The organism is Pseudomonas indica NBRC 103045, from assembly GCF_002091635.1.
Classification (GTDB): Bacteria; Pseudomonadota; Gammaproteobacteria; order Pseudomonadales; family Pseudomonadaceae; genus Pseudomonas_M; species Pseudomonas_M indica.
In genome coordinates this window covers 18,950-34,271 of sequence record NZ_BDAC01000005.1, presented here as the reverse complement: position 1 = coordinate 34,271, position 15,322 = coordinate 18,950, and the positions used below count along the sequence as shown (strand labels likewise).

The following is a 15,322-nucleotide window of genomic DNA, read 5'->3' as shown; positions in this document are numbered from 1 at the left end:
CGTTCGAGCGGCGGTATTGCCATTCGAACGCAATATCGTCCTGAATCCACGTCATCCGGCAATCAACCGAGTCAAGGTGATCGAGGTGTATGACTTCACCTATGACGAGCGCATGCTCCTTGCTCGGAGCTGACGCCGGCGACATTCATCAGCACGTTATCCGGCTTTCCAGCAGGGCATGGATTCGCATCGCCAGCTCATCGGGAGTCGTCCCGACCGTTTCGAGATGCACTTCCGGATGTTCGGGCGGTTCATAGGGCGAACTGATGCCCGTGAAGTTGCGAAGCTCGCCGCGCATTGCCTTCTTGTACAACCCCTTCGGGTCCCGCCGGGCGCATTCCTCGATGGGCGTATCGACGAAGACTTCGATGAACTCACCGTTGGCCATGAGTTCGCGCGCGAGCTGGCGTTCCGAACGGAAGGGGGAAATGAGCGACACCAGGACGATCAGGCCCGCGTCGGCCATCAGCCTGGCGACCTCGGCAACCCGACGGACATTCTCGATGCGATCCTTGTCGGTGAAACCGAGGTCTTTGTTGAGTCCGTGGCGAACATTGTCGCCGTCCAGCAGATAGGTGTGGCGGCCTCGGGAGTGGAGGAGTTTTTCCAACCGGTTGGCGATCGTCGATTTGCCGGAGCCCGACAGCCCGGTGAACCAGACGACGACAGCTTTTTGCTGCTTGAGAGCCGATCTTGCCTTGCGGTCGACCTCCATTGCCTGCCAATGCACGTCATGGCTGAGCCAGAAAGCAAAATCGATCATACGCTTGGCTCATACGCTGTGCGATTCGAGGGTTCCTTGCCGTGCACTCCCTCAAAACTGAATAGAGCTGACTGCATCGACGCATACCACCTGGGAAGCTGCGAGATTTGCGTACTGGAGCGCAGGCAGCTCTCACGCGCGGCTCTGGCCATATCCTCGAAGTCACGATAATCGGTCGCCAGGCGCTGCATGATTCCTGCTGCCTTGGCCTCGATGTCCGGCTCGTCGAGAACAAGGCCGTTCAGCCCGCTCACGACCTGCCTTTTCAGGCCGAAGGCGGATGACACGATGACGGGCCTGCCTCGGAAGAGGGCCTCCGTTGCCGTCAGGCCGAAGCCCTCTTCGCGGGAGAGTTGAAACACGGCGTGGGCGTTCTGTTGCAGCCGGCCGACGATCTCGGCATTTACGTCATGGTTCTTCATCGAGATACAGGCGAGATACACGCGCTGCCGTACTTCCTTGGGCAGTTGGGCGTGCAGCTCTACGCATTTCTCGAAATACGCACGCCCTTCGGGATCATCAGCCACACCCAACGGGTCTGGCCCGGCGATGACCAGGCGGATATCGTCTGCCTCGTCGACCGGCGTTCTGGCGAAACGCTCGAAAGCGGCGATGACCCGGTCAATGCCTTTCAACCCATCCCATCGGGAGACATGCAGGAAATATCGCGAGCCGAGAATCTCGTTCAGTGAGGGAGCGGCTTCAACCTCGTGGGCATTGAACGAAACCGAGTCCTCCAGCATTCGGTTCGCCGGCTCCACATGGTTGCGGTTCTTGCTCGAGAACGGGCTGATCGACGGCTGGATGATATCGATGGGGCGGTCGGTATCGAAGGCATATTCCTTTGCGCTCAGGACAATGCGCTGGAAAGGCTGCAGGTAGTTCCCCAGGAGCCGCCAGACGTTGTCGACCCTCGGGGTGCGCTCGGGATAACCGATGTGGCATCGCCAGATGGCGGGATGCGGGTAAGCCTCGAGAAACTGGGCAGCGGCGCAGAGCGGCTGCGGATCATGGATGACTAGGAAGTCGTCCGGCCCGATAATTCGCTCCAATTCCGCGGCCCCTTGCATCGATGTTTCCAGATACTGCGGCAGCAAGGCATCCAGACCAGCGACGGTGGCGTCATGAAGGGCGTTGTGAAGCCCTTTGGTGAACTGGAAAAACTGCTCTTCCTTCGGCTTGAAGATGAGCCAGCGCACATCGAAGCCCAGTTCCCGGAGGAGGCCTATATGGTGGGGAAGCATCTCGGCGACTCCACCGCCGAACGCAGTGGAGTTCATGTGCCAGATACGACGGTGGCCGAACGTGTCACGCATTGCGCGAGACGAGCGGAGCAAGTGATCGAGAAGGGTCCCATACTCTTCCCGCTCTGCGGTGTAATGCTCGAGTACCGAGCCCTCCACCAGTACTTCATCGAATAGCGGTGTGCGTCGTTCCGTGGATACTTTCATGGCGTGTCCCTTCGTTCGATCTGGAAAGCAGGCTCAGCGAGGCCGGCCGGAAAGAAAATCTCGCGAAAGTGCTCTATCCAGCCTTTGGTTTCGGGGTGGCCTTTGGCATTGAGGCCAACACCTATGCAGTCGCAACCGGCGGCGGTTGCGGCTTCGATACCGGTCAGGGAGTCCTCAAAAACCAGGCATCTTTCCGGGGTAATACCCAGCATGCGCAGCAGCGTTCGATAGGGTTGCGGATTCGGCTTTCCCTGGCTGACATCCTCCGCTGCAATCAGGATTTTGGGGTGGGGAATTCCCGCCGCATCGAGGCGGGCAAGGGCTGAAATCCTCGCCGACGAGGTAACGATGGATCTTCGGCCGAAGGGGATCGATCCATAGAACTCGGCAGCACCCTGGATCGGTTGCAGCAGCTTCATCGCCTGTATTTCGTAATCCGCAATGCGAGCCGCTTCGCGCTCCGGGCAGAGACCGGGGGCAATCGCTGCCACCAGTTCGATATCCCGGCGGGCGGCCGACATGCGCACCGTGTAATCCGGGCAGATGCCTTCTTCCTGCGCCCAGCGACGGAGTGCGGTTTCGACCACGGCCTCGGAATCCACGAGGACTCCGTCCAGATCGAAGGCTATGTGGTCGTAACCCTTGAGCCGAATACCGATGAAATCTTCTTCCCGGAGCCCCCATCCCTTGTGCGAATAGGCAGTTGCCGTTTCCATTCGATTCTTCACGAACTTCTCCCTGTATCAGGCCCAGTGATGCTTGTTGGAGAGGCATGCGTGCTCTGTGGCATGGAATGCTTTCGCGCAGTACTCGACGACGGATGCCTCGGTGACCTGGACCGTCATGTCCTGGTCCTTGCGGTAGTCCGCGAGCGCTCGTTCCAATGCCGGCTGTAGGGCTCTGAAGAATGCGTCGTCCATGGCCGCATTGCTCATGTACTTGCCTGGGTAGCCAATGTAGATGCCGTGCTGCAGGCACCTCTGAGCGAAGGCTCGTCCATGGCTGAGCGAGGGCAGGACGATGTCGAACATGCTGTCGCTGCCGAGGATGCGCGCCGGTATTGCGTTGCGCTCGAACGAGAGCAGGAACAGTTCCTTGAGTGCAGCGCCGCTCTCGGCGAGGCGCGCGACGATTTGACCTTCTTCGAAGAGTTCCTGTGTCAGGTTGCCGGCCACGAAGGCCCGGTTCTCGCGCAGGTAGGTATTGCCGAGATAGGCCCTGTCGGCGCCTTCCATGGCATCGGCGGTGCCGACGACTGCGGACAGGCCGACGCCTTGCGCGATCCCCTTGGCCAAGGTAATGAGGTCGGCTTTCACACCGTGTTGCTGGCAGTAGCCACCCTTGGCGTAGCGAAGCCCGCACAGGACCTCATCGACGATCAGCAATACGCCATGCAGCTTGGCCATCCGGGAGATTTTCTGGAGCAATTCCGGGGGAAAGACCGAGGGCTCGGGCGTGAAGAAAATGCCCGCGACCCTGCCTTGGTTCTCGACCAACTGCCGTTCCAGGATGTCGAGGTCGTATTGGAAATCCTGGATGTGCCGATCCTCGGCCGGCGGGTTGTTGGACCAGGGGTGCTGTTGGAAGAGATCGTGCCAGCCATGGAAGCCCGCCGTCAGGATCACCGGCCGGCCAGTCCGGTGCCGGGCGATCCGGACTGCCGCTTCCGTCGCACAGGAGCCGGTCCTCAGAAAGAACACGCGGGGATGGTCCGGGAACATCGTCGCCATTTTTTCGGCCAGGCGCTGGCGTTGCTCGCTCACCGGCGATGGCAGGACGTCGGTTTCCCGCTCCATCGCCTGCGCAAGCCTGGCCTTGAACACGGGGTCGTTGCTGCCCAAGGGCGAAGCCCCGCTGCAGGACGTCATGTCCAGGTAGGTCTTGCCGTCGATGTCCTCCGCCATCGCGCCTTTGGCGGAACGGAATACGATGGACGAGCGGGTTTCCCGCTCCCATTCGGTCAGATAGCCGGTAACTACAGGATCGAGCATTTCAATTCCCTCTTCACTCGAGCGACAGGGCCATGCGCCTCGCATTGGCCATGATGGTGTGTGTCGGATTGCTGTTCCCCGCGAAATTCATGACGGAGCCATCCATGACATGGATGTTGGTGAACCCATGGACCTTGCCGTAGCTGTCCACGACCGAGGTTCCGGGGTCGTGCCCGGCACGCATCGTGCCGTGCAGGTGGGCACTCCCCTTGGCATGGGCGAAAGGTTCCCGCTCGATGCGAAAGGCGCCCAGGTGGCGAAGAATGTCGTCCGCGCGGTCGGCGAGAAAACTTATCCGGGCGCGGTCGTTTTCCGAGTTCCGGTATTCGAAGCGGATGTAAGGGATTCCGTACCGGTCGACGGCCTCGTCCAGTACGACGCGGTTGTGCGACCACGGCTCTTCGCCGGCGATGTAATGCAGGCGCACAAGGCCGACGTTCTCGTCCGGCAAGGGGAAATTCGCTTCATAAATGAGCCCGCCGAATCGGCATGGCACGTCGGCATGCTCGTAGAACTCGTCCGTATACACGGTCGCATGCGGCCCCCAGTGCGGCACGAAAGCGTTGGAGCAGGTCAGCTCCATGTGGCCGACGGAGTAGCCGCTGATCTTGAAGGAGAGTCCGCGACCGACCAGACAGGATTCGTTGCCTATTCCTCTCGGTGCATGCCTGCTCTTCGACCGCAGCATCAGTGCCGCCGTCTGTATGGCGTTCGCACAGACGATGACCCTTTCGACCGGAATCCGGATTCGCTCCGAGGAGAGTGGCACATAGCACTCGAGGGCTTCGGCCCGACCGTCGCTGCGGGTCTCGATCCGGTTGACGAAACAGCCGTACAACACGGTGATCGTCCCCGGCAGGGCGGAGTCATCCAGAATGTTTCTCGCCAGCACCGAGGCCCTTGCATCTGTAGGGCATGCCAGTTCGTCGCAAGCGGAGCATTCGGTGCATCCCTTGCTAGTTCCTGGCGGCCGGATAGCCAGTGGGATGTTCTTGGGGCGTATGCCGAGCGTCTGCATCGCATTGGAGAGCATCAGCCCACGCGAACTGGCTGGGTACGAGGGAAATCCATTCGCGCCACTGATGCCCAGGAGGTGCTCGATCTCGGTGTAGTACGGATCGAGATCCTGGAGGGTGATTGGCCAATCGATTTCCATGTCGGTCGTCAGATACCGGGAGGCTGACAGATCGGCTTGCCGGTACCTGAACGTGATCGCGTTGTAGAACTGCATGCCGCCGCCGACGCAGCATGCTGTCCAGGGCTTGCCATCGGCGGTGCCGCTGGAGGTGAGTGCCGTGCTGTAGGCCGCTTGATGAGGCCCGTGCAGCGCACCTGGGGAAACCAGGCCGCCATACTCCAGAACGGCTACATGGCAGCCTTTTTCCGCAAGTGTTCGGGCGACGATCGACCCGGATGGCCCGGAGCCGACGATAACTGCATCGAAGTGCGTGTAATCACAAGAGGCCGCTGCGATGTGCCTGAAGTCCGTCATGGGCAATAGTTTCCTGTGGGATGAGGGTGGACCAGCAGCCTGTGCTCGCAACGGATGCCAGAAGGTGCCTGGTACGGGCCACGTAGCGGGGAACCGCGATTTCTGCCTCGTCGGTGGCAGGGTGGCGGTAACTGACGGAAAGGCCGTCGTGGGTACGTATAAACCAGAAGTACACGTCGTCCGGGTCGGTGCTGCGGCTGCGGAGCATTGCGGTCCGCCAGGTATTCCAACTGCGGGCGCCAGGGGCGCGGCGAAGGTCGCCGTAAGAAACCATGAAGGGGTCGCGGAGCGGTTGGCCGAGAAGCTCCGTCACCCGGGGAAAGGGAATCTGGGCCAGTTCTTTTACACCGTCGAGGCCGGAAGCCGCGGAGCGCACGGCCTCAGCGAAGGAGCCGGCTGCATCCAGGGAGAAGGCAATCGGACTCATTCCCACGTAAAAGCCGATGGCGGAGCGCGAGAGGCCAGTCCTCGTATGAAAAGGGGCCATGGTGCGGAAATTGTCCGAACCGGTGATTTCTTGGCCGACCTTGGCCAGGCAGGCGAGCAGCCCGGAGAAGGAGTCGCCGCCCGCCGCCCGGCAGGCGCGGTCGAAGGCATGCGCAGTGGATGCATCGAGAAGCTCGGCGTATCCGCCAGGTTGGGCGGAGGAGCTGCCGCTCGTGTCACCAACCGGTACAGGGAACGTCGGCAGGCGGCCGCCGGCCTCGGTGACGAACCGTCGCCAGCGGACGATGGATTCGTGGTCGGCGGTCAGGGTGTCGGCGGCGTTCCGTTCGGCCTCCGCGAAGTCGAGATAGCTGGCCGTGGGCGGGAGAGGGGGCGGTACGGGCTTGCCGGTGGGGGCAGCGAGGGCTGCGGCGTACAGGGTTCGAATCTCGTATGCGCTCAGGAGAATGGAGTAGCCATCCATCAGTGTGTGGTCGGCGGCGAGGCAGACGGTGGTCGCCCCCGGGTGGCTGATGGTGGCGCAGACATATCCGGGCCAGTCGAGGGGGCCGGCTTCGCCGTCGAACAGCGCTTCGAGATAACGAGTCAGCTCCCGGCCGTCAGTAATGTCGCGCGTCGCATCGGGTTGGATCGTCACGACGCCGGTGGGTAGCGTCATGCGACGCAAGTAGCCGCCCGTGGTGATGGGCAACGAAAGAATGAGACGGCTGCGCAGGGTTTCGTGGCGGTCTATCCAGCTGCGCAAGGCCGCAGCAAAGGCGTCTGCATCGAGTTCGGCGGGTAGGTCGAATACGCCGCCCAGCCAGGACGGTGGCAGGGGGCCTTCGCTAGCCGCCTCCAGGGCGTAGGTGATGAGCGCTTCCTGGCCATAGGAGGCCGGACGCGGATCGTCTACCCAGGGAGCGTCGAAATCGGGCGGTGCGCTGGCCCGCCAGACGGTAAGGCGCCCCGGCGACAGACCGAACGATGGTATGTCCAAGAACTTCATAGTGATGACTGTCCTTATCCTCGAGAAACGGAAACGGTGGGTGGAGTCCCGTCCGGCGAACGGCGGGCGGGGAAGGGGGATGTCGGTTCCGGGGAGGCCTCTTCGAGTTGCGCTGTCCGGATGTTCCGCAGGGGCGATGCCATGAGCCACCCGGTGGCTAGTGCGATCAGGGCACCACTGAGCAGGAGCGTCGTGCGGGCGCCGAGCCAGCTTCCACAGACGCCACCCAGCAGGGCTCCCACGGGGGCGAGCCCCCAGACGACGGTGCGGATGCTCGCGTTCACCCGGCCGTGTAGCTCGGGTGGCGCCAGGGCATAACGGATCGGGACCTGATGGACGTTGTAGAGCTGCTGGCCAGCCCACAACAGGAATTGTGAAAGCCCTATCACCGGCCACACCCACCATCCCGACACCTGAAGCGCAGGGGTGAGTACCGCACCGATAGCACTGACGAGCAGAGCCGCAATCAGCACATGGCCCAACCCCAACACTTGCGCCACCGAACGGGCCAGCAGCGCACCGACGGCAGCTCCCGTCGCAGCGATACCCGTGACGATGCCGATTGCCGTGGCATTCAGACCCAGCTCTGCGGTCAGGTACAACAGGAGGACAGCGGAGTAGGCGCTATGAAAAAAGACGAGGGTGCCGGTGGCGAGCGTGACTGCGCGCAGCTGGCGGTCACGCAGCACGAACAGCGCACCTTCTGCTGCTTCCGAGAAGACTCGGCGGACGATTCCGCCGCTGCGCTCCCATGCGCCGGACCTGTCGCGTGTCGGCTGCATCACCACATAGGGGAGCAGCATGGTCACCAGCAGGAACGATGCCGCGTCCGCGAGTATCGCGACAGGCGCAGAGAATGTGGCGATGAGCCAGCCTGCGAGCGGCAGACCCAGCACCAATGCCGCCGACTGTCCCAGCTCCAGTCTGCTCTGCGCCTGTACCCGTTGGGGAGAGCGCACCACGGTTGGCACACAGGCCAGGAAAGCCACATCGGCGATCACCGTGGCTGCGCCTACCAGGGTGGCGACAGCGTACAGATGAGGCATGGCGACCTGTCCGGTCAGGAGAGCGGCCAGCGGCACAGTGGCCAGGGTGACGGCCATCGCCATGTTCGCCGTCATCAGGAGGACACGGTGCGGGAGACGGTCGACGAGAACGCCGGTGAGCAATCCCAGCAGCAGATAAGGGGCCCGTCCGCAGGCGAGCAACACACCGGTCTCGAACGGGCCTGCAGCGAGCTGTTCGATCGCGATCAGGGGAAGGGCGAGAAGCGTCACCTGGGAACCGACGAGCGAGACCGTCTGCCCTGTCAGAAGGAGATAGAAGCTGCGCGGCAGATGGCGTCGGGACACCTCGGATGCCTCCTGCATCAGGCCACGCCCCCGGTCGCCAGCTCATAGCCCAGGTGTTCCAGTTCCTTTCCGGCGATCCGCTCGAACTCCTCGATTTCCCCGCGGGAGAGGTCCTGCAGATAGCGCCCATTACGCCCGGTGTAGAGCGGCTTACCCGCGGCTTCCGCTGCGGGATGGCCCCAGGGGTTGTCGAACAGCGCGTGCTTCTGCTCTGCGTGGTGCAGGATCGCCTCGCTCCAGGGCAGCCCGAGGTGAGCCAGCATCCGCTCGGCGGTTTCTCGGGGTCGGGTGATCAAATCCTCGTAGCGCACCTCAAGGTAGCGGCCCTCTGGCGCAGCCTGGCGGGGCTGGCTGACGACTTCCAGCCAACCTCGCGCGGCTTCCGCGACAGTTCGGTAGCCCCAGTCGGGAACGGTCTTGAGATGAGAGGCGGCCAGGTCGCGACCGTCGCGGATGATGTGGATGAAGTGGGCCTGCGGCCAGATTGCAGCATAGGTTCCGACGTTCCGGATCTTCCGCTGGAGCTTTAGGCCCCATCGTTTGGCGCCCGTCTGCTCGCGGCGGAATTCGCCGATGGCATCGATGAGCAGGCAACGGTCCTCCAGGGCGGACAAGTCGGTTCCGCGCTCGGCCATCACGCGGCTCACCAGCTCTCGCAGGTCGTCACGGCCGAGGCCGAAGCGCTCGCACTGCACAACGAAGTGCGCGCCGTCGTATAGCCCGGGATCGATGCTGTCCTTCGTCGCATCGGCGAGCTGTGAGCTGTGGCGATCCATCAGATCGCATATCGCGAGGATGTGCGGGCCGAGATCGACGGGCTCGGTGAAATCGATTTCAGGGCCGACGACCAGATCGGGATGGGAGTCGAGCAGGATGCTGAGCAACGTGGTGCCGGAACGGTTTTCGCCGCCGAGCAGGACAGGGTTGGAGGGCAGGATGAGAGAAGGGGAATCGGATATGGCAGTCCCATCGATGGTGGTGCGTGGATAACTGCCTAGTGTCTCGGTGAACTTAGTGTTCATTATTCGCTCCCTCTATTTTTAGGCAAAACCCAGCCCTTGGCCTGATTCAGCCATGTAGTTGTCCAGCGTGCGGACGATTGACGAGTTGTTTTCAGAAAAGAAATTTCAGGAATTTGCGCTGCAAGGGCCTCCTGCCAGCCAAAGCGGTTTCATGGGTGTGAGTGCTAAATATCAGATCAATAACTAAAGAGTTTTTCGGTAATCAATATGCCGGTAATAGAAATTAAATATTTCGAATTTCTTTAATGATTAATTGAAGTTGACCGATGGTAACGCACACTCGGTGCGCAAAGTCTTGCGCAATATGATGTGGCATTTCGGTTTTGCGAACCATTTCTGCCCGTCTTTGAGATCAATTAAGTGCGTTATTTTCTTATTTAGCGGTATGTCACTTAAGTCGGGCAAAACTGCTATGGGCTTTGCGGTATGTGGGTTAAATAAGTCGCAAACCGAAGGGCCTTGCCTATGCTATCGCTTAAAAGACAAGCGCTTGATCAAATAGGACTTTTCATAAAAAAGCGGTACGTCTGGCGAGATATCAGGGAAAGAGGGCGCGCGGGGCAATTCGGCTTCGGATACACAGCCACAGGGCGACATCATCGATGGTTATGACAGCCGACGGCGTTACGCTGATTCAAGTGGAGGGCGGCGGGAAAACGCTTCTCTTGCGTACCGCCAGTACCGGTTGCGACGCAATGACCAGCTCCATCCGGGTCGCATGCGGGACCCTGGACGGGGTGCAGGTGGGATCAAACTGGGCGAAGACGCCGGCTAAGAGGTGGGAACGAACGCGTACAGACTGTCATGAGTAATCCAGTTTCGGCTCGGGCAGTCGGCAATGCTGCAAATTCAATGTCCGGGTATGCAGGAGTTCCAAGGAGGCCCGATGTCCCACGCTGATGATGATCGAGTGTGGCAGCGACTGCTTCAGTTGGGTGTAGCAGGTTCGCTCCGTCGCTTCGTCCAGCGCCGAGCTGGTTTCGTCGAGAAGCAGGACCTTGGGACGCATCAACAGGGCGCGGGCGAAGGCACAGCGCTGTTGTTCGCCGATGCTCAGGGTCTGTGACCAGTCGAGTTCGGCATCCAACTGCTCGATCAAATGCCCAAGGCCGAACTGGCGCATGATGCGCTGTAGCGCCGGATCGTCCTCGGGGCGGGGAGTGGCGGGATACCAGAGCATGTCGCGCAGGCTGCCGAGCGGCAGATAGGGTTTTTGCGCCAAGGTGAGGACGTTGCCCAGATCGTACCGTGCCTTGCCGGACGCATGGCTCCAGATACCGGTAAGCGCGCGGATCAATGTGGATTTCCCATAGCCGGACGGGGCCTGTATCAGCAGGCTCTCGCCCGGCTGCAGGTACAGGTTCAGGCCGCTGAGCAGCGGTTTGCCGTCCGGCAGCCAGAGCGACAAGTCCTGTACCTCGAAGCCGTCGGCGTCGTGTTCGAGGCGTACGCCGGTCTCGTCGCCGACACTGGCCAGGCGCTGTTGGAAGCCCGTCAGGCGGTCGATGATCGATTTCCATTCGGCGATCTCCGGGAACACCTTGACCAGATAGGCCATCGCCTCGTGGACCTCGCCGAAGGCGGCGCTGAGCTGGGTGAGCCGGCCGAGCGGGAAGGCGCCGGCGAAGAATTGCGGCGCCATGACGAACATGGGAATGATCATGGCGCTGCGCATGTAGAACGTGGAGTAGCCGAGCACGACCTTCTGCTGCTTCACCAGGGCCCAGAAGTTCTCCAGCGCGGCGCCCAGGCGCTGGCTGAAGCGGGCGTGCTCTTCGCTCTCGCCGCGGTATTGGGCAACGGCTTCGGCATTCTCACGCAGGCGCATCAGGGAAAAGCGGAAGTCGGCCTCGCGGCGCTGCTGGAGAAAGTTCAGCCGCGGCAGCGTGCGTCCCAGCCAAAAGGCGCCGCCAGTGCCGAGGATGGAGTACAGCAGGGCCGCCCAGACCAGCAGGCCGGGGATCACCAGCTCTTCTCCGGCGATGGGAATCCGCACCAGACTCGAGGCCTGCCAGAGGATATGCAGGAAGGAGAACAGCGACACCAGGGCGGTCATCAGGCCCAGGCTGAGCTTCAGCGACATGCCGATGAACAGGTTGATGTCGTCGGCGATGCGTTGATCGGGGTTATCCGTTTCCGGCGAAGTGAGCTGCAACTTGAGGTAGCGCTGGCGCTGCAGCCACAGCTGCAGGGTGTTCTCGGTGGACCAGCGGCGCCAGCGCAGGGTGAGCTTCTGCTGGAAGTGGAAGGCGGCCACGGTGAAGGTGGCCAGTCCCGCCTGCAGCAGGATGAAATAGCCGCCGCCCATCAGGAAGGCGTCGTAGTCGAGGGCCTGGAGGGCGTTGTAGAAATGCAGGTTCCACAGGTTGTAGAGGATGTTCACGCCCACCAGGCACAGGTTCATCAGGATCGTGCCGAACAACAGCAGGAGGGCGGGACGTCTTTCGGAAGAGGACCAGAACGGCCGGGCGAGCGACCAGAAATCACGGAGTGTCTGCATGTGGCCTCAAGGTTTGCCCGGCGTTAAACGCGTTGAGTTTATAGAGGGACGGCTATACCATCAACGCTAATCGTTCTCATTGTTTTTATGCCTTGGGCTTTGGAGGCTGGCCATCGAACTACCGGACTGGCTGTGCCACGCATGGCCACCCATCCAGCGCGTGATCCAGGTCGAAAGCGATGGTCGTGCAGGGGTGCCGCTGACCAGCTTGGCCGATGCGAGCGTGCTGCATCCCTTGCTTGACCGTTTCGCCGAACTCTATCCCGGCATCAAGCGTCCTCCCGTCGCCTCCCAGTGGTCGATGAACTACCTCAGCGTGCTGCTGCCTGTCACCCTCGCGGCTGTACTGACGCGCGATCGGGCCATCGCCTTCTGGGAGCGGGACGTAGCGCTGCTGCATGACGCCGGCCAGCCATCGGCATTACGGTTGCCATCGCCGCAGCCGGCGCTCTCCGCCCGGCAGCGTGACGACTACTGGACGCGCCTGCTGCGCGAGCACCTGGAGCCGCTGTTCGCCAGCCTCGCCGCCTGGGGCGGGCTGGCGCCGAAGGTGCTGTGGGGCAACCTGGCGGCGGTCTGGGATGGCGCATTCGCGCGGATTGACGCCAACCTGGAACGTGAAGGATTCGCCGAGGCCCACCGCTGGCTGGAGCGGGCCGTCGTCGCGGACGGCCGTCTGAAGCCGAGAAGTCTGCAATGGATGGTCGACTCGCCCGCGCCGGAGGTCTGCGCGCGCATCCCGTTGCGCCGTCATTGCTGCCTGCACTACCAGTTGCACGCCCCGGTGCCCGGCAAGCCGCAGGTGCTCTGTGAGTCCTGTCCCAAGCTGCATCGCCTGCCGCAGGCGGAGCAGGCGAGCTATCTGCGTTATATCTATCTCGGCGAATCCTAGATTCGCCGATTTCGCTACAGCCCCTGGCCCAACCGACGCCTCACCAATTCCAGCACCTCATCCGGCCGCTCGAACGGGAAGAAATGCCCGCCGTCGAAGCCGTACAGCTCGCAACCGGCCGAGGTTTCCGTCTGCCAGTCGCGCAGCGTTTGCTCGCCTACATGGGCATCGTCGTACCCGGCGAGCACGCTCATGGGAACATCGAGGCGTGGGCGCGGCTGGTAGCGGTAGTGGCGCAGCAGGGCGAAATCGGCGCGGATGGCTGGCAGTAGCAGCGCCATCAGTTCCTGGTTCGCCAGCACCTCGGGCGGGGTGCCGGCATAATCGCGCAGCTTGGCCACGAGTTCGCCGTCGCTCAGCAGGTCGTAGCGTGGCGCGCCGCCACGGTGGCGCGGTGCGCCGCTGGCCGAGACGAACAGATGACGCGGACGTGCCAGGCCGCGCCTGACGCAGTGGTGCGCCAGTTCGAAGGCCACCAGGGCACCGAGGCTGTGGCCGAAGAAGGCGTAGGGCAGGTCGTCGTGACGGGCGAGGACCTGACCCAGCTGCTCGATCAACGTGGCGAAGTCATGGATGGCCGGCTCGCCGAAGCGTGCGCCGCGCCCCGGCAACTGGATGGCGCAGAGCTGGATATCCGGCGCCAGGGCCGGGGACCAGGGCATGAAACTGCCGGCGCTGCCGCCGGCGAAGGGGAAGCAGAACAGGCGCAGGCGCGCGCCGGGCAGAAGTCGGGTCTGGACCCACGGCGAGTCCTGCAGACGATGAACGTGCATGATCGGCCGCTCCTCAGGACGCCGTAGCCGCGAGGGCTTCGGGGCTGGCTTCGAACACGCGGCCCTGGTCCACCTTGATCATCCGGTCGGCCAGCGGGAAGTAGGCATCGTCGTGGGAAATCACGATCACCAGTTTGCCGCGCTGGCGCAGGTCCGGAAGGATCTTGGTGTAGAAGAAGCGCTTGAACACCGGGTCCTGGTCCGCTGCCCACTCGTCGAACAGGTAGCAGGGGCGGTCGTCGAGATAGGCGGCCAGCAGCGCCAGGCGCTTGCGCTGGCCGGTGGAGAGATCGAGCGTGGACAGGCGGCCGCCGTCGATGCTGACCTTGTGCGCCAGTTGCAGATGCGCCAGGTAGTCGCGGGCCTGCTGCATCAGGTGGGGATCGTCGCCGTCGAGCAGGTGCTCGAACAGGCAAAAGTCGGTGAAGATCGCCGAGAAGTGTTGGCGGTAGAGGTGATTCTGGCTGCTGGAGGCGACCTTGCCGTCGAGCAGCAGGTCGCCGCCTTCGGGCTGGTAGAGGCCGGTCAGCAGCAAGGCCAGGGTGGTCTTGCCGCTGCCGTTGCCGCCGGTGATGAACACCACTTCGCCGGCCCGCAGGTCGAGATCGAACGGGCCGAGGGTGAAGCGGCCGTCTTCGCCTTCGCGATAGTAGGTGTGGCGCACCTGGCGGCAGCTCAGCCCGGTCACCTGACGGGCCGGCGCCAGGGCGTCCTCGGGCGTGCCGGCGACTTCCAGCTGGCCTTCCAGGGTGCGGATCTTGCGCAGCGAGACGCTGGCCTTGCCCAGGGTTGGCAGGGCGTTCATCAGCTCCGACAACGGCGTGATCATGTACAGCAGGGTGAGGATGTACCCGGTCACCAGCGTCGCACCGAGCTCGATGAATTGCGGCGCGAGGAACAGCACCGTGCCGATCAGCAAGTAGAAGATGCCGTTACCCCAGTTGAGCACCAGGGCGTATATGCTCATGCCGCGCACGAAGTCGCGGCGATACTGCTGGCTGATGGGGTAGAGCAGGCGCTCGAAAAACTGCAGGCGCCGCGAGTGGTTGAGTTGCAGTTCCTTGCTGCCGTCGGTGAGCAGGCGGTACTGGTCGAACAGTTGGTCCTTCAGTTCGCGGGCCTTGGCGATGGAGGTCAGCGCCTTGCGCTGCGGCCAGTGGAAGCTGGCCGCGCCGAGCAGGATCAGTGCCGCGGTGAGGCCCAGCAACGGCAGGCTGAGCCAGCCCAGGTAGCCGAGGCAGGCCAGCACGATGCCGCTGTTGACCAGCAGGATCGGCACCAGCTCGACGGCCTGGCTGATGGCCTGGGTGTCGTCGGTGAGCATCGCCAGCAGGCGGTGCTTGCCCAGGCGCTGCAGGCGCGGGTAGGGCGTGTCGATCAGCTTGCCGCTCAGATGCAGGCGCATGTCGCTGACTGCGGTCTGCCCCAGGCGCAGCAGGCTGACGTCGGAGACGACGCGCGAGACCACCACCAGCGCCACCAGACCGGCGAACGGCAGGCCATCGACCGGGCGCAACTGACCGAAGTCGGCCAGCGAGTGGTTGATGTTGGCGATCAGGCCGGCGGCCGACAGGCCGCAGACCAGGCCGGTGGTGGTGGCGATCAGCAGTGTGAGCCAGGAACGGCGTGCCAGTAGCAGTAACAGATCCAT

General features: G+C 62.7%; 12 protein-coding genes. 1 reads left to right on the top strand and 11 read right to left on the bottom strand.

Annotated features, from left to right (window positions below; genetic code table 11):
* Positions 1 to 148: 148 nt before the first annotated feature.
* The 9 genes from cysC to PIN01S_RS07915 form a co-directional block, all read right to left on the bottom strand.
* The gene (cysC, locus tag PIN01S_RS07955; RefSeq protein ID WP_084335067.1) at positions 149 to 763 is read right to left on the bottom strand and encodes an adenylyl-sulfate kinase; all 615 of its coding nucleotides are present in this window, start codon (positions 761 to 763) and stop codon (positions 149 to 151) included.
* Positions 760 to 2,214, bottom strand: coding sequence for a glycosyltransferase (locus tag PIN01S_RS27315; RefSeq protein ID WP_084335065.1), 1,455 nt, complete (start codon positions 2,212 to 2,214; stop codon positions 760 to 762). Before PIN01S_RS27315 ends, cysC begins: the two co-directional genes overlap by 4 nt.
* Positions 2,211 to 2,942, bottom strand: a complete 732-nt coding sequence (locus PIN01S_RS07945) for an HAD-IA family hydrolase (protein WP_212633060.1) — start codon at positions 2,940 to 2,942, stop codon at positions 2,211 to 2,213. Before PIN01S_RS07945 ends, PIN01S_RS27315 begins: the two co-directional genes overlap by 4 nt.
* A 15-nt stretch (positions 2,943 to 2,957) precedes the next feature.
* Positions 2,958 to 4,205, bottom strand: a complete 1,248-nt coding sequence (locus tag PIN01S_RS07940) for an aminotransferase class III-fold pyridoxal phosphate-dependent enzyme (RefSeq protein ID WP_084335061.1) — start codon at positions 4,203 to 4,205, stop codon at positions 2,958 to 2,960.
* Between the two features lie 13 nt (positions 4,206 to 4,218).
* Positions 4,219 to 5,697, bottom strand: coding sequence for a GMC oxidoreductase (locus PIN01S_RS07935; protein ID WP_084335059.1), 1,479 nt, complete (start codon positions 5,695 to 5,697; stop codon positions 4,219 to 4,221).
* Positions 5,660 to 7,132 carry a condensation domain-containing protein gene (locus tag PIN01S_RS07930; RefSeq protein ID WP_084335057.1) on the bottom strand — a complete coding sequence of 491 codons (1,473 nt, stop codon included), beginning with the start codon at positions 7,130 to 7,132 and terminating at the stop codon, positions 5,660 to 5,662. Before PIN01S_RS07930 ends, PIN01S_RS07935 begins: the two co-directional genes overlap by 38 nt.
* Positions 7,133 to 7,146: 14 nt before the next feature.
* A complete protein-coding gene (locus PIN01S_RS07925) occupies positions 7,147 to 8,484 on the bottom strand; it encodes an MFS transporter (protein WP_212633059.1) in 1,338 nt (445 codons plus the stop codon).
* 17 nt (positions 8,485 to 8,501) lie between these two features.
* Positions 8,502 to 9,506, bottom strand: coding sequence for a sulfotransferase family protein (locus tag PIN01S_RS07920; protein ID WP_084335053.1), 1,005 nt, complete (start codon positions 9,504 to 9,506; stop codon positions 8,502 to 8,504).
* An 802-nt stretch (positions 9,507 to 10,308) separates the two neighbouring features.
* Positions 10,309 to 12,006 carry an ABC transporter ATP-binding protein/permease gene (locus PIN01S_RS07915; RefSeq protein ID WP_084335051.1) on the bottom strand — a complete coding sequence of 566 codons (1,698 nt, stop codon included), beginning with the start codon at positions 12,004 to 12,006 and terminating at the stop codon, positions 10,309 to 10,311.
* Between the two features lie 235 nt (positions 12,007 to 12,241).
* Here PIN01S_RS07915 and fhuF point away from each other — a divergent pair, with 235 nt between their 5' ends.
* Complete coding sequence (gene fhuF / locus PIN01S_RS07910) at positions 12,242 to 12,898, top strand: siderophore-iron reductase FhuF (RefSeq protein ID WP_084335330.1); 657 nt, start codon at positions 12,242 to 12,244, stop codon at positions 12,896 to 12,898.
* A gap of 14 nt (positions 12,899 to 12,912) precedes the next feature.
* Here the strand turns inward: fhuF and PIN01S_RS07905 are convergent, their stop codons facing one another.
* Both PIN01S_RS07905 and PIN01S_RS07900 read right to left on the bottom strand, forming a co-directional pair.
* Entirely contained in the window at positions 12,913 to 13,671 is a 759-nt protein-coding gene (locus PIN01S_RS07905; RefSeq protein WP_084335049.1) for a thioesterase II family protein, read from the bottom strand.
* A gap of 13 nt (positions 13,672 to 13,684) precedes the next feature.
* A complete protein-coding gene (locus PIN01S_RS07900; RefSeq protein ID WP_084335047.1) occupies positions 13,685 to 15,322 on the bottom strand; it encodes a cyclic peptide export ABC transporter in 1,638 nt (545 codons plus the stop codon).